Source organism: Thermopolyspora sp. NPDC052614 (assembly GCF_040678635.1).
GTDB lineage: Bacteria > Actinomycetota > Actinomycetes > Streptosporangiales > Streptosporangiaceae > Thermopolyspora.
The window spans coordinates 532,860-547,913 of sequence record NZ_JBFATZ010000003.1 but is presented as its reverse complement, the minus strand read 5'-3'; the positions used below and the strand labels follow the sequence as shown (position 1 = coordinate 547,913).

The window sequence follows — 15,054 nt, the reverse complement described above, 5'->3', positions numbered from 1 at the left end:
ATAATGGCCGAATTCTGCGATAACGGGATATTTCCGGAAATCCCCGATAACAACGAGCGGCCATATGCTGACCCCGACAGAGATTAAGGCGCCCCTTGGCGGGGCGAGACCCGCCCATGCGGCCGCGAGGTCAGACGCCCGCAAGCCCGAACTCCATTCGAAGTGCATCGACAGCCATCCGACGGTGGGAGATCGCGTTCTTCTGCTCGCTGGACATCTCCGCGAAGGTGAGATCACTCCCGGCGGAGCCGCCGACGTCATGACAGGATGATTGCACCACTATATGATTGCGTCATGCTGTTCCCAACTCCTGCGCTTGACGATGCGGACCGGAGAGTCCTCGACGAGATCGAGGTGGCGCGCCGGGATCTGCGTCACCAGGTGAGGTCCACACCCGCCAAGTGGACCGACGGATTGCGCAAGTTCCTCACTGCGGATGCCGTCGCCGCGTCCAACTCGATCGAAGGATTCAAGGTGTCCACGATCGATGTGGAAGATCTCATCGAAGGTGAGCGCGACGTGGACGTCTCCGACGAGAACCGCGAGGAGACCCTTGCCTGCCAGCGGATGATGACCTACATCCAGACCCTCCACGATGTGGAGGACTTCTGCTATACGCCGGGCTTCCTGAACGCCTTGCATTGGATGCTCCAAGGGCACCGGCACACACCGCGCAGGCCTGCGGGGCAGTGGCGCCGTGGGCCGGTCTACGTCACCGACGCCCGCGACCCCACCATTGCGGCCTATACGGCTCCGGACGCGGAGGCCGTTCCCGGGCTGATGCGCGAACTGGCCGACTGGCTCAACGCCGACGACGGCTCACACCCGCTGGTCAGGGCGGCGATGGCCCACCTCCATCTGGTCTCCATTCACCCATGGGCGGACGGCAACGGCCGCATGTCGCGTTCCCTGCAAACCTTGGTGATCGCCAGGGACGGAGTGCTCGCTCCCGAATTCTCCTCGATCGAGGCCTGGCTCGGGCGTCCGGGCAACACCTGGGAGTACTACGCCGCCCTCGCCAGGCGCGGCTCCACCTACCGGCCCGATCAGGACGTCTCCGACTGGATTCGTTTCAACCTGACCGCCTACCACCAGCAGGCCCAGACCGTGAAGCAACGTCTCGACCGCTCCACCCGCGTCTGGACGCTGCTCGGTGAGATCGCGAAACGGCGGGGCATGGACGAGCGGGTCATCACCGCCCTGCACGATGTGGCCATCTCGGGCCGCGTCCGCCGCAGCCGCTACGAACGAGCCGAGGGATTGAGCCTGCAACAAGCCCAGCGGGACCTACGCGACCTGGTCACCGCACAGTTCCTCACCCCGGTCGGCCGTACCCGTGCCCGGTTCTACACGGCCGGCCCCAACTTCCCGGCAGCCGTACTGGAGATAGCCCGCACACCTCAGTCCCTGAGCAATCCCTACGAACAATGACGAGATCCGAGCCTGTGACCGGCCCTCCTCGCGCAGCGCAAGCGATCAAAAGGACATCGGCTCATGGATCGCCCTCTCACACGGCTCGGAGCGATGCGCTTGAGGCGGCGAGGGTGGCGCGCAGCTCTTGGGCGGCGGGCAGGGTACGGGCCTTCTCGGGTAGGCCGTTGATGACCTGCCCGGTCATTTGGCGGCGTGCGGGGGTGATCGGCGGGCCTTGCAGGCTGGTCATCGCGTGGTCGAGTCCTTGCGGGACGTCGTGGTCGCGGATGAGGGTGTACGCCTGGATGAGCCGGAGGTTGGCGAGGCCGTGCACCAGTTCTGGCGGGTACAGGACGAACGCTTGCGCTATCGCCTGCTCCGCCTCTCGCTTGTGACCGGTGAGCGCGAACGTGTGCGCCTCGCTGAAGCGCAGGGCGCGCTCGGCGAAGCCCCAGATGGAAAGCTCGTCCTCTGTCGCGCTGCCGGGCAGTCGCTCGAATACGTCGCGGAGGTCGTGCAGCGCGGCGACGGCGGCGTCCTCGTCGCTCCTCCCCGCGGCGGCCTGTGAGGCGAGCACGAACGCGCGCCCCGCGTGGGCGTTGGCGAGGCCGGCGCTTGGTGCGCCACCGGCGATCCGTAGGGCGTCGTCGAGCCGCCGGAGAACGATCCGCGGATGCTCGCCCGACGCGAAGGCGTTCCACGCCTGCCCTGCGCGTACCGCGACACGCAGGTCGCGATCGCCGGACGCGTCGGCGGCGCGGCGTGCCGTCGCGTGTGCCTGGCGGGCCTCGCTCGGCGCCTGCATGTGGGTGAGTTCTCCCGCCAGGACCTGGTTGAGCCCGGCGATGGTCCGGAGCAGCCCGGTGCGCAGCGATGATGTCGGGTTGCCGTCGAGCAGGCGTTTGACCTCGACGATGTCGGCCGTCACCTCACCGATCAGCGCGCCGAGAGGGCCGGAATTGGTGCGGAAGCCGTACTCCCAGACGGTCCGTTCCCACTCGTCGAGGCCGAAGTCGTCCCGGTCGCCGATGGCGCGGTTCACGCCGGAGAGAATCGTCTGAATCGCGCTCGGCGGGACCACCGCCGTGGTCCCGAGCGCGGCGAGGACCTGCATGGCCGCGCGGCGTTCCATCTCGTCGTCCTTTGCGTTCTGGGGCGTCGCGGGCAGCGTACGTCCCTGCAACCGCCGGATCTCTCCCCGTAGCCGTTCGACTTCCATGGCCTGCGCGCGCAAGGCCACCTCCGTCAGCTCCCCGCCCGTGTCCAAGGCGCCCTCAAGCGCCTTGATCGCGTCGGCCGACGGCGGATTCCTGCCCTGCTCCCACCTGGCGATCACCGAGTGATCCCACCTGATCTGCTCGGCGAGCCGCCGCAGGCTGATCCCCCGGCGATCCCGCCAGATCCGCAGAACCGCCCCGAACGCGGCCCAAGGGGTTTGACCGCTCGTCACCGATTGTCCGCCCATGTCCCCTCGCGATCCGTTGCAGCACGTCGCGTCCACGACAATCGCAACGTAGTGTGTCCTGCTCATCACACAGAGCTGATCCAACTATGGCACCACGCCAGGGCAATGACACGGGAAAACGAGATGACGAATGTCGATCAGCGGCGCGCGGGAGCCAACATGGTGGAGTCGCGGTCGTTGCAGGAGGACGGCAGTGCGGCGGGCGCGCGGGATGCGTAGGGTCGCCGCGTCGGTTTGCGGTCAGCCGCGCAGTTTGCCCGCCAGGCGTTTGGTGACGCGGTCCCACTCGCTGCCGAACGGGTTTTCCTGGACGAGGTAGGTCCAGGTGGCCGTGGGGCGCTTGAGGCCGTTGGCGGCCAGGTCGACGCCGTTCTCGGTGATCGTCGCCTCTTCGAAGGTGGCGACCGAGCGGCGGGCTACCTCGTCCATCAGGTTGGCGTAGGCGCGTACCGCCTCCTTGTGGAACTCGTCGAGCGGGTTCTGCCTGCCGAGTACGCGCAGGTGGATGCCCTCGCGCAGGTCGGCGAGGAGTGCCAGGTGGTCGGCCCAGCACTCGTCCAGGTGGTACAGGACGATCTGGCGGCAGACGTCCGACAGGATCTGTTCGCCCACCGACTCGCGTAGCTCCGCGTAGCGCTCGGGGGCGGCGCCGGCGAGGGCCTCGGCGCCCGCGTCGCCGTTCAGGACCTTTTCGCGGTTTTCCAGGACCTGGGCGCGTTGGAGTTCGAGGAGGCGGGTGTAGCGCCAGGTGTTGCGGTGGATCTCCAGGTTGGCGCCCTCGGCGACGCGCTGGGCGTGGCCGACGACGTACTGGGCGTGCTTGTGCCGGACGACGCCGTCCTCGTCGGGCGGGGGCGGGGTCTCCTCGGGGGCGAACTTGGTGCTCAGGTCGTCCTCGGTGCTGACGTAGAACACCGAGCCGCCCGGGTCGCCCTGCCGTCCGGCCCGGCCGCGGAGCTGGTCGTCCAGGCGGCTGCTGGTGTGGCGGCCGGAGCCGATGACGTACAGGCCGCCGAGCTCGGCGACGCCCTCGCCGAGGCGGATGTCGGTGCCGCGGCCCGCCATCTGGGTGGAGACGGTGACGGCGCCCTTCTGGCCGGCCCGGGCGATGATCGAGGCCTCGGCGGCGTCGTTCTTGGCGTTGAGCACCACGCAGTCGACGCCGTCGGCGGCGAGCACCTCGGCGAGGCGCTCGGACTCGGCCACGTCCAGGGTGCCGATGAGGATCGGGCGGCCGGTGGCGTGCACGGCGGCGACCTCCTCGGCGAGGGCGCGCTCCTTGTCGGTCACCGTGGCGTAGATGCGGTCGGGCTCGTCGACGCGTACGCACGGCTCGTTCGGCGGGATCACCGCCACCTTCAGGTCGTAGAACTCGCGCAGCTGCTCGCCGACGGCGACGGCCGTGCCGGTCATGCCGCACACCTTCGGGTAGCGGTTGATCAGCCCTTGGACGGTGATCGAGTCGAGGATGCGGCCGGTCTCGCTCGGCGGCAGCGCCTCCTTGGCCTCGACCGCCGCCTGCAGGCCGTCCGGCCAGCGCTGCAGCAGCGCCACCCGGCCGCGGGAGGTGTTGATGAGCTGCACCTTGCCGTCGCGGACGATGTAGTCGACGTCGCGGACGAGCAGGGCGTGCGCGTGCAGCGCCAGGTTGATCTCGGTGAGTTTGTCGGCGTTCTCCTCGGCGTACAGGTCGATGCCGTCGAGCATCTTCTCGACCGCGTCGATGCCCTTCGGCGTGAGGTAGACGTTGCGGTGCTCGTCGTCGATCTCGTAGTGGTAGCCCTTGACGAGCCGGCGCACCAGGGCCGCGACCTCCGGCACGCTCGCGCCCGGCTCGGCCGCGCCCGCCAGCACCAGCGGCACGCGCGCCTCGTCCACCAGCACCGAGTCCGCCTCGTCGATCAGCGCGACGCCGGGCTCGGGCACGACCAGGTCGCCCGGCTCGGTGACCAGCCGGTCGCGCAGCACGTCGAAGCCGATCTCGCTGACCGAGCCGTAGGCGACGTCGGCCCGGTAGGCGGCCTTGCGCTCCTCGCGGGTGGAGGTCTGGCCGATCCAGCCCACCGAGACGCCGACGGCCTCGTAGAACGGGCCCATCCACTCGGCGTCGCGGCGGGCCAGGTAGTCGTTGACGGAGATGACGTGCACCCGGTGGCCCTGCAGCGCGTAGCCCGCGGCGGCGAGCGCGCCCGCCAGGGTCTTGCCCTCGCCGGTGGCCATCTCGGCGACGTGCCCGTTGAGCAGCGCGAGCGTGCCGGCGAGCTGCACGTCGTACGGCCGCAGGTCGAGGGTACGGCGGGCCGCCTCGCGTACCACGGCGCAGAACTCCGCCAGGTCGTTCACCGGCGGCGTCGGCAGCTCCTCCAGCGCCTTGACCCGCTCCTCGCGCCGCCCCGCCTCGGCCACGATCTTGGTGAACGGGCGGATGTCCACGCTGCCGGGTCGCTCCAGCAACCGTCTGAACACTTGCTTGATGGCCACGAATCCTCCGCACTCACGATCGGCCGCCCGTCCCGGCCGCGTCGGCTCGACACTTCAACGCCCGATATGGGGTCCACGTTCCCATACGCGGGCCGGGCGAGCGAAACCCCCGCGCCTGTGGAGAGTCCGCCGGCAGCCCGGAACGACACGCCCGCAGGACTCCTCGCCGATCTCGACGGTCTCGACGAGCTCAGGCGTGCCGCGGGGGGATTACGTGGTGACGTATCACCGTCGAGCGGTCCGCTGAGCGGACCGAACATTGCCCGACCCCCTCCCACCCGCACAGCATGAATCCGTGATGTCAACGAATGGTCGCTTAGAGCGACGAAGCGAAGGGCGACGTGTCAGCGTCGCGAGGGCTCTGTGCCGGACGCTGATCGCGGTGGTGGCGGCCGGCGCGGCGACGATGGCGCCGGGCCTGGCCGGTGCGAGCGCCGCGGCCGCGGCCGACCCGACCTGTGGTAGCTGGGTCTCCAGCCTCGTCTTCCCCGGATTGTCGGCCCGGGCCTGCATCTGGGGGGTCGGCGCCACTTGGAAGCAGGCCCAGACGGAGGTCTTCAACGGTACGGGCTTCACGCTGGACGTCGAAACCCTGACCGCCGGCCTTGATCCCCTCCCGGCGAGCGCCCGGTGCACGAACATCCGGCTACAGAGCGGGCAGACGGCGTTCTGCGGCACCCGCGCCGTGCCGGACAACAACCCCTTCCAATTCGATCGCGCTACAGGCACCGTCCAGGTCACCGACCTGGCCAGGCGAGAACAGTTCGCCTTCTCCTCCCCCAGGGTGGGCTGACCGGGAATGGGTGGTGCAGACGTGACCGGCCCCGCGGATGAGCCGGCAGGGGTCCGCCTGATTCGCACCGTGGACCTGGCGGACCTGCGCTTCGGCTTCCTCGGCCTGTCGTTCAAGCGCCCGGCGGCGGGCCGGATCCTGGTCCGGACCGCGCCGGAACGCGACGGGCTGATCGTCGTCACGTTCCCCGCGCAGCACGTGGTGGAGCAGACGTTCTTCGAATCGGCGGGGACCGGGCTGCCCGACCCCGTCCCGGTGCAGCCCCACCCGCCGCCGCCCGTCGTCTCCCGGATCGGCGGGCGCAGCATGCTGGTCTTCGTCGTGGGACCGGACGACGAGGTCCCGTACACCGCCGAGGGCCTGCTGGAGGCCATGGGCCGGCTGCCGCTGCGGACGGTGGGCGACGAAGGCCCGGCGAACCCGCTGCGCGACCCCGCCGGCGATCCCCGGACCGCGATCGAGCTGCCGTACCGGCTGCTGCTGTCGCCGCCCCCGGACGTACGCTGGACGCACCGCACGCCACCGGCGGATCCGGCGGGCGACGCGGGGCGCGTGGAGCTGTGGCACACGCGGGCGCGCGGCACCCGGGCCAGGGCCGTGTGGACCCGGGACTTCCCGGGCGACACACCGATCGACCCGCCGCCCGACCCCCTGACCACGTCGCTGACGCCCGCCGACCGGGCCGCGCTCGTCCATCTGACCAGCAATCGCGGGCTGTTCACCGAGCCGGGTCATCGGCCGTACGTGCCGGTGCCCGTCGATGTCGGACACCTGATCCTCTCCGCCCTGGGCGGCTGGCTCGACGCCCTCGGCCGCTGGGATCCGCGACCGACGATCACGAACATCAGCGAGTGGCGGCACCGGGCGGCCATGGGCCGCGACCATTACGTGCGGGTGCTCTACTCGGGCTTTCTCTGCCCCTTCGGGCAGCGCGCCGACCTGGTGAAGGTGACGGAGCGGAAGTTCGATCCGGAGCGGCCGGAACATCCCGCCTACCTCGCCCAGCGGATCTTCATCGTCTGCCGCGAACCGGTCAGGGAGTTCCGGCCCGGCACCGTGCGGCGCGACGCGGCCGGTGAACGGCTCGACGCGCTGTTCCCCTTCCGCCGGATCGAACTGCTGACCCTCCTTACCCCCGAGCTTTCGCCGCCCGAGCACATCCTGCCGGTGCGGGAAGGGCAGTACGCGTTCTTTCCCGCCGTCCGCGACGAGGATCCGTTCCTGTTCAGGGTACGTGCGACCGACCTGGCCGGGCGGGAGACCGAATTCCGCACCCCGCTGCTGTTCCTCACCGAGAACTTCAACAAGGGCGCCGAGCTGGTGGCGGTGGCCGGGGCGTACAACGCCCTCGACCCCGAGCCGGTGAACCCCGAGGCGCCCCCGGCGAAGCTGAGCGCCGCTCTGCGCGGCGCCCGGGTCGCGGTCGCGGCGTCCTCCGCGCCCGACGACACCACGGTGGAGGCCGCCCACCTGGTCTGGGGGACCGCCCTGCCGGAGGACCGCGACGATCAGTTCTACCAGCGGATCCCCGGCTTCCTCCCGGTGGTGCGGTGGGCGTCGGCACAGGTGCCCGCGGTGAGCCGGCTCACCGGGGCGCTCGGGCCCCGCCCGGTCCGGTACGCCCGGCGTTACCGATTGGCCGGCTTCGACAAGACGCCGGCCAGGCCGGGCGATCCGATCAACCCCGGCGAGGTCTTCCTGGAGCTGATCCCGGACGCCGGGGCATCCCCGCTGGTGATGGACTTCGACGACCAGCGGGACCGGTCCGGCGGACTCGCCGCGCCCACGCTCACGGTGGCGGGCGTGTCCCGGCTGACCGGAGCGGTCAGCGCTGCCAAGCCGCCCCCGGCCGGAGCCAATGGGGCCGTCGATGGAGCCGCCGGTGGGGCCGCCGATGGGGCCGCGGCGGCGGACGCCGATCCGCTGGGGACGGTGGCCGACGGCGTCTTCCGGCCCTCGGACTTCTTCGACGCGGTCGGCGCGAAGCTGTTCGGCGTCATTCCGCTGTCCGCCCTGGTCAAGGCGGCCGGTTTGGACAAGGAGCTCAAGGCTCCGCGGTTCGTCACGCAGACCGTCAACGCCGCCACCGGCTTCCTGGCCGACCTGCGCCGGATCGAACGTCAGCTGATCGGCGTCGCCGCCCGTTTCCCGGCCGTCGCCGCTGCGGTCGAGCGGGTGCGCGCCACCGCCCTCACGCTCGTCACGACCATCGAGGCGTTCATCGCGGGATCCGGCACCCTCGACCAGGTGGAAACGGCGTTCAGGGACTTCAGCGCCGCCCTGGACGCGCTCGGCGCCGGGCTCCCCGCCGAGGTCGATCACGCGGTCGTCGCACTGATCGATCATGTGAGGCAGGCGAGCGCCATCTGGGACAGCGCCCCCGCCGGGGTGCTGCCGCTGCGGCAGGCGATCGAGGCGGCGAAGGCGGGCATCCGGCTGCCGGAGTCCATCGCGGCCCGGCTGGAGTGGGTGCCCGACATTCAGCCCTGGTCCCTGCGGGAGGGCGACCCGCCGGTCTTCGTGCCGCACGACGGCGACGGTGATCCGGCGCGGGCCGGCCGCTTCTCCGTGACCGTCGATTTGCGCGGCGCGCTGCGGCCGGACGTCCGCCCGGCCGCCGACGTGACCTGCACGCTGGAGGAGTTCGACCTGGTGCTGCTGCCGGGCGTGCTGGAGGCGATGCGGCTCGACTTCCAGCGGGTCAGGTTCACCGTACGGGCCGGCGAGAAGCCCGACGTCGAGGTGGCGTTCCGGGACGTCGAGTTCATCGGGGCGCTGTCGTTCGTCGAGACCCTGCGTAAGATCATTCCGCTTAACGGGTTCAGCGATCCGCCGATGCTCGACGTGTCCCCGCAGGGGGTGCTCGCGAGGTACGGCATACCGCTGCCGAACCTCGCGATCGGCGTGTTCAGCCTGGAGAACATCTCCCTGAGCGCCTATCTGGACCTGCCGTTCGCCGGCACCCGGCCGCTGGAGATCGGATTCGCGTTCTGCCGTCGCGACGCGCCGTTCCGGCTCACCGTCTCGCTGTTCGGCGGTGGCGGCTGGTTCGGGATCGTGGTGTCGCCCGACGGGGTCCGTGCGCTTGACGCGGGCCTGGAGTTCGGCGCCGCCGCGTCCATCGACTTCGGCGTGGCGAGCGGCAGCCTGTCGGTGATGGCCGGGATCTATTTCCATCTGGACGCCACCGGAGAGGCCGTCCTGTTCGGCTACTTCCGCGCCCGCGGCGAGGTGGACGTGCTCGGCCTGGTCTCCGCGTCGATCGAGCTCTACCTGGAGCTGGGGTACGAGGGCGGCGACGCGGTCGGACGAGCGAAGATCACGATCACCATCGAGATCGGCTTCTTCGAGGAGTCCGTCGAGATCAGTTGCGAGAAGCGGTTCGGCGGCGCCAGGTCCCTGCGGTCCGCCGCCGGGGGAGCGGGTGGGCCGGATGGCGCGGGGATGGATGTCGCGGGGATGGATGTCGCGGGGGTGCTCGGGGCCGCGGCGACCGGTTCGGCCCCGACCTTCGCCCAGATGATGGCGCCGTACCAGGACCCGGTGACCGGCGTGCGGCGAGACCCGATCGCCGAATACTGCGCCGCCTTCGCGGAGGTGGGCCGACCGTGAGCGAGCGGACCGAGCGGATCGAGCCGAGCGAGTCGCATGAGCCGAGTGAGCCGAGTGAGCGGAGCGTACGGACATGAGCGCGTTCAAGGTTCTGTGGACGGCGTTGCCCGCCGGTGTGGCCGGGCCGGCCGAGGTACGGCTGTCCGTCGCGGTCGGCCCCCGGCTGGAGGCCCCGCGCGGGCGGCTCGACGACGTCGCAGAGTTCGTCGACTGGCCCAAGACGCTGCGCGAGACGGTGCTGCCGGCGCTGCGCGTCGTGTGGGACGGGCACGCCGAGCCGGTGGTCCCGCACCTCGACCCCCGGTCGCCGGCCCCCGACTCGGACCTGTGGGGGACGATGTTCCCGCCCGCCTCGCCGGTACGATCGCGTTCCCTGGCGGCCGCCGCCTCCGGGCCGCCGCCCGTGCGGCTGCTGCGCTCGTTCCCCGCGGCGCTGGTCCATGAGCGGGTCGCCACGCTGTACGACGAGATCGGCAAGGCCGTGGTCGCCGAGCGCCTCACGCCTCCCGGAAACGGCGATGGCGAGTACGGCGCCGGGAATGGCGGCCTCGCCGACCCTCCGCCCCGGCCCTGGTATCACCCGTACACCGGTCTCGTCCGCGGCATCCCGGTGGTCGCGGACATGCGCAGGTTCACCGGCGACCCCCAGGCCGCCTACCAGGCCATCGACGGCCTGATCGGCCGGTCCGGCGGCGGGGACGCCGTGGCGCCGTACGCCCGCACCTCCGGCCCCCTCGCCGCGCAACTGCGCCCGGGCACCGTCGATCGGGCGAGCGACGCCTACCAGGGCGACGAGACGAGGTTCGCGCTGGCGGAGGCCGTCCGGTTCTACGACCGGCCGAAGCCCACGGGCGGCGACGGCGGCCCGGAGGCCGTCGCCCCGCCCCGGCCGGACCCTCCCGACGTGGAGTTCCACGGCGTCTGCGGCTTCCTGGCCGACTATCCGGAGCTGTGCCGCCGGCTCGGGCTCGTACTCGATCTCGTGGTCCCCGTCCCCGCCGGGCTCGCCGCGACCGGCAGGCTCCGGGTGGCGTTCAAGGACATCGCCGCGCCGTTCGACACCGATCGGCTGCGGCCGTGGACGCTGTTCGACTACGCCGCCGGCCTGCGCTTCACCGCCGCGTCACCGCCGGGGCACCCCGTCCAGCACGGCTGGCTCGGTCTCGGCGGCCAGGACTGGATGGTCACCGACCTCGACATCGACGGCGCGGCCATCAAGGCGGCCGACTTCACCGCGCTGATCGAGCGCATGCACGGGCTGTCGGGGCCGAGCGGCCAACCGAGCGCGCAGCACCTGGGCACCGGCACGACGGCGCTGCAGGGCGCCGGGCTCACCGTCTTCCACAAGGGGCGGGACGCGTGGCTGGCCGCGCGGATCGGCGACGACGCCGCGCACCGGGCGGGAGCGGGCGGGGCGGTTCCCGAACTGCACGCCGGGCACCTGGTCCGCGGGTTTCGCGTCGATGTCGGGACCGTCGGCCCGGCGGGCACGGTCACCGGCTGGCTGTCCCTGTGCCGCCGCCGGGGCTCCTACCTCATCCGCCGGGGTGGGCAGCCGCCGTACCGCATCGAGGGGATCGCCGACGACGAGGGCGCGGTCCGCGCGAGCGCCGTCAGCCGGGACGCGATGAGGGCCGACGAGCTGTACGTGCACCAGGCGCTGTTCGGCTGGGACGGCTGGAGCCTGGCCGCCCCGCCGCCCGGCCGGACGCTCGACCGGTTCGGCAGGCCGGTCGTCGCCGACCCGGAGGTTGACGCGGACTTCCCGCTCGACACCAAGTTCACGCCGGTGCCGGGCTCGCTGCCGGCGCTGCGGTACGGGCACACCTACCGGCTGCGGGCCCGCGTGGTGGATCTGGCGGGCAATGCCCTTGGGCCCACCGCGACGGCGCCCGAGTCCGCGCTGTCGCCGCCGATCACCTACTCGCGGTGGGAGCCGGTCCCGCAGCCGGTCATCGTCGAGAGCAAGGCGTTCAACGAGGGCGAATCCAGCCAATGCCTCGTCATCCGCAGCACCGTCACCGCCGACGGCCGGGACGTGCCCGCCTGGCAGTGGGCGCTGGAACGCCGGGACGTCCCCGGCCACACGGACCGCCCGCCCGCCACCGACGGGCTGAGCCGCCGGTACGCGGACTTCGACGAGCGGTTCGTCGCCCCGCCCAAGACGTCGCTGCAGATGGCCGAGCGGCACGGCCGGTTCGACGACGCCATCGGCGGCGAGCGGCCGCAGGAGGTGCGCGAGAGGTACTTCGCGGCGGCCTCGCGCGAGGCCGGCACGTTCCTCGACACCGTGGTCAGCCACGCCGACGATCCGCGCCGGACCCGCGACCTGCTGTTCTTCAAGGAGATCGCCGTCGCCAAGCACGACGCCTCCGACCCGGAGCCGGTCACCCCGCTGCCGGTGACGCGCGGCGCCGGGCTGAAGTCCGGCGAGTTCGTCGTGCACACCGGCGCGGAGCTCATCCTGCCGTACCTGCCCGACGTCCTCGCCCGGGGCGTGACGCTGTACGGCCTGCCGGGCGCGCCGCCGATCTATCCGATCCCGTTCTACGACGACTTTCACGAGACCTGGCCGGACGCCGCGCCGTTCACGCTGCGGATCGAAGAGGGGGACGGGGAGCCGCGGTGGCGAGGCATTCCCCGGCGGCTCACCGTGTTCCTGCCCAAGGCCGAGATGGTCACCGTACGGCTCAGTTGCCGGCTTGAGGCGGGCGACCTCGGCCTCTTCCCCGTCTGGCGGCGGTTGCTCGCCTCGGATTTCTGGCGGGACCTGACCGACGCCCAGCGGGCGCTGATCGCCGAGGAGACCGCCGCCGGGTTGAACTGGCTGCTCAGCCCGTACACGGAGATCCGCCTGGTGCACGCCGTGGAACGTCCGCTGCGGCCGCCCGCGCTCGACGCGCTGCGCTTCGCGCGGGAGCCGGAACAGACCTTCGCCGATCTGGGCGGCACGCTGCGGGCGCATGCCCGCAGCACCGGGCACGTCGACATCGATGCCACCTGGACGCGCTGGATCGACGATCCCGCCGAGCCGGCCCCCCGTCGGATCGAGGAGCACGCCCACGTCGGCAGGGTGGAGCTGTCGTACTTCGATGAAGACGAGGTACGGCTGCCGCGCTCCGGGGGCCGGGTCCGGCACGACTTCGGCGACACGCTGCATCGCAATGTCGCCTACCGGCCGACCGCCACCACCCGGTTCCGCGAGTACTTCCACCCGTCGATCACCGGCAGGCCCGAGCTCGTCACCAGCGTCGGCGAGCCGAGCACGGGACCGTCCGGCCGGGGCTGGCCGGTGCCCGCCAGCAGGCGGCCGGAGCCGCCGACGCCGTCGTACCTGGTGCCCACCTTCCGGTGGAGCCGGCAGGAGGACCGCGAGAACGGGCGGCTCGTGACGGTGCGCGACGGGGCCGGGGTACGGATCTACCTGGATCGGCCGTGGTTCTCCTCCGGCGACGACGAACTGCTGGCGATCGTCCTCGACCCGCCCGAAGGAGACCCGCTGCCCGGTCATCTGACGACTCGCTGGGGCACCGATCCCATCTGGTCCGACGCCACCGTGCTGCCCCCACCGGCCCCGGTGAACTTCCCCGGCCCCGTCGCCGCCCCCGCCGGGCTCCGGCTGGCGGAGTCCGGGGCGGGCCGTGAGCTGATCGCGGCGGTCGTGGCGTACGACCCGTCGTTCGATCCGGAGAAGGGGCTGTGGTTCGTCGATGTCGACATCGACCTCGGCCCGGCCGGGCGGGAGTCGGCCTGCTACCCGTATCTGCGGCCGGCCCTGGCCCGTTACCAGCCGCACGCCCTGACCGGCCTGGAGCTGTCGGCCGTCGTGCAGGCCGAGTTCGCCCAACCGGTGCCGCGCCGTACGCTGACGGTGGAACAGACCCCGGACGGAGGGCTCGGCGTCACGCTCCTCGGGCCCGCCGCCGCCACCGAGTCAGGCGCACAGGCCGGTTCCGGCCTTCCCGCCGTCGCGGCGAGCCACCGCGTCACCGCGACCGTCCAGCGGCGCCCCTTCATCAGCGACGAAGATCTCGACTGGGCGGACACCGAGATCAAGGCCGAGCTGACCTGCGGCGCGGCCGGGGCCGGTTTCCAGTGGTCCGCGACCATCCCACCGGCCGAGGTGGACATCGGCCTGCGCTACCGGCTCCTGGTGGAGGAGCGGGAGCGCTACCGCACCGACCCGGGGACGGCCGAGGAGACCATGGTCGTCGAGGAGTCCACGCCGACGCCGGGCGGCCGTCCGCGCACGATTCCGGTGGCCGAGCGGCTCGCCTACGCGGACGGCGTCCCGCTCCGTGCCCGTCTGGGCAGGCTGGTCATCGACTTCGACGCGTAGCCGGGCGGCACGCCGCGCCCGGCGGGCACTCCCGCCGGGCCGCGTGTTCGTGCGCGGCCGACGGGATCAACGCCCGGTCAGCGGGCTCAACGCCCGGTCAGCGGGCTCAGCGCCCGGCCCGCTCCCGGTACGCCGGTCAGGTTGGCGCTGATGCGCGCCGCGGCGTCCCGCACGGCGTCCGCCAGCGAGGGCAGGCGGCCCGTACCGAGCACCACGAGGGCCGCCGCGGCCACCAGGGCTCCGGTCGGCGCGCGTACCGGTGCGGCCACGCATCCGAGGGGCGGCGGGGTCGCCTCGAAGCCGACGGCGATTCTCCGGGCGGTCGCGTCGTCGACCCGGCGCGACCGCGCGGCCCCGGGACGCCACTGCGGCCCGCTCCGGCCGGGCGGGGGTACGGCCGACGCGGGATCCCACGCCGCCAGCATGACCTCGGCGGTGCCGGTCGCCGGCAGGGCCACCCCCGGACGCAACCGCAAAACCTGGTCCACGGCCGGGTCCGCGATCCCCGCCACGACGATGACATCGTCGCCGTCCCTGACCACGACCACCGCGCTGCCTCCGGCGGCGGCGAGCCGCCGCAGGGGGCGCACGGCGGCCGCGCCCAACACCTGGCCGGGTGCCCAGCGTTGGCCCCAACGGAACGTCCGCGCTCCGATCCGGTAGCGCCCGCCGTCCTCGCGGTGCACCACGCCCAGGTCGGCGAGCCGGCCCAGCAGCCGGTGGGTGGTCGTCTTGGGCAGGCCGGTGGCCATGGCGAGCTGCGTCAGACCCGCCTCCTCCAGCCGAGCCAGCTCCTCCAGCACCGCGAAGGCCCCGTGCAGCACCCCCCGGCCGACGCAGGCCCCACGCTCGCCCCCACGCTCGGCCGCACCCTTATGGCCACTCCCGCCGTTCAGGCCGACGACATCTTCCGCCCCGGGCCCCATCGCCCACCCCCCCAGCCGCGGCCGC

Annotated in this window: 8 protein-coding genes; 4 read left to right on the top strand and 4 right to left on the bottom strand. The window is 72.1% G+C overall.

Annotated elements, in window-relative coordinates; all coding sequences use genetic code 11:
- Window positions 1-130: 130 nt before the first annotated feature.
- Entirely contained in the window at window positions 131-277 is a 147-nt protein-coding gene (locus tag AB0K60_RS09075; protein ID WP_364050627.1) for a non-canonical purine NTP pyrophosphatase, read from the bottom strand.
- Between the two features lie 17 nt (window positions 278-294).
- Here AB0K60_RS09075 and AB0K60_RS09070 point away from each other — a divergent pair, with 17 nt between their 5' ends.
- Complete coding sequence (locus AB0K60_RS09070; RefSeq protein WP_364050288.1) at window positions 295-1,431, top strand: Fic family protein; 1,137 nt, start codon at window positions 295-297, stop codon at window positions 1,429-1,431.
- A 76-nt stretch (window positions 1,432-1,507) separates the two neighbouring features.
- Here the strand turns inward: AB0K60_RS09070 and AB0K60_RS09065 are convergent, their stop codons facing one another.
- Entirely contained in the window at window positions 1,508-2,863 is a 1,356-nt protein-coding gene (locus AB0K60_RS09065) for a helix-turn-helix transcriptional regulator (RefSeq protein WP_364050285.1), read from the bottom strand.
- A 255-nt stretch (window positions 2,864-3,118) separates the two neighbouring features.
- Window positions 3,119-5,353 carry an accessory Sec system translocase SecA2 gene (gene secA2 / locus AB0K60_RS09060; RefSeq protein WP_364050624.1) on the bottom strand — a complete coding sequence of 745 codons (2,235 nt, stop codon included), beginning with the start codon at window positions 5,351-5,353 and terminating at the stop codon, window positions 3,119-3,121.
- A 388-nt stretch (window positions 5,354-5,741) separates the two neighbouring features.
- Here secA2 and AB0K60_RS09055 point away from each other — a divergent pair, with 388 nt between their 5' ends.
- From AB0K60_RS09055 to AB0K60_RS09045, 3 genes are all read left to right on the top strand, one after another.
- Window positions 5,742-6,152, top strand: coding sequence for a hypothetical protein (locus AB0K60_RS09055; RefSeq protein ID WP_364050282.1), 411 nt, complete (start codon window positions 5,742-5,744; stop codon window positions 6,150-6,152).
- Between the two features lie 21 nt (window positions 6,153-6,173).
- Window positions 6,174-9,764, top strand: coding sequence for a hypothetical protein (locus AB0K60_RS09050; RefSeq protein WP_364050280.1), 3,591 nt, complete (start codon window positions 6,174-6,176; stop codon window positions 9,762-9,764).
- Between the two features lie 73 nt (window positions 9,765-9,837).
- A complete protein-coding gene (locus AB0K60_RS09045; RefSeq protein ID WP_364050277.1) occupies window positions 9,838-14,103 on the top strand; it encodes a hypothetical protein in 4,266 nt (1,421 codons plus the stop codon).
- 86 nt (window positions 14,104-14,189) lie between these two features.
- Here AB0K60_RS09045 and AB0K60_RS09040 read toward each other — a convergent pair whose 3' ends face one another.
- Complete coding sequence (locus AB0K60_RS09040) at window positions 14,190-14,927, bottom strand: helix-turn-helix domain-containing protein (RefSeq protein WP_364050274.1); 738 nt, start codon at window positions 14,925-14,927, stop codon at window positions 14,190-14,192.
- Window positions 14,928-15,054 lie beyond the last annotated feature (127 nt).

Excerpts from the sequence above, each read along its gene's own strand:
- AB0K60_RS09070 (WP_364050288.1), top strand. The coding sequence starts at position 295 with ATGCTGTTCCCAACTCCTGCGCTTGACGATGCGGACCGGAGAGTCCTC.
- AB0K60_RS09045 (WP_364050277.1), top strand. The coding sequence starts at position 9,838 with ATGAGCGCGTTCAAGGTTCTGTGGACGGCGTTGCCCGCCGGTGTGGCC.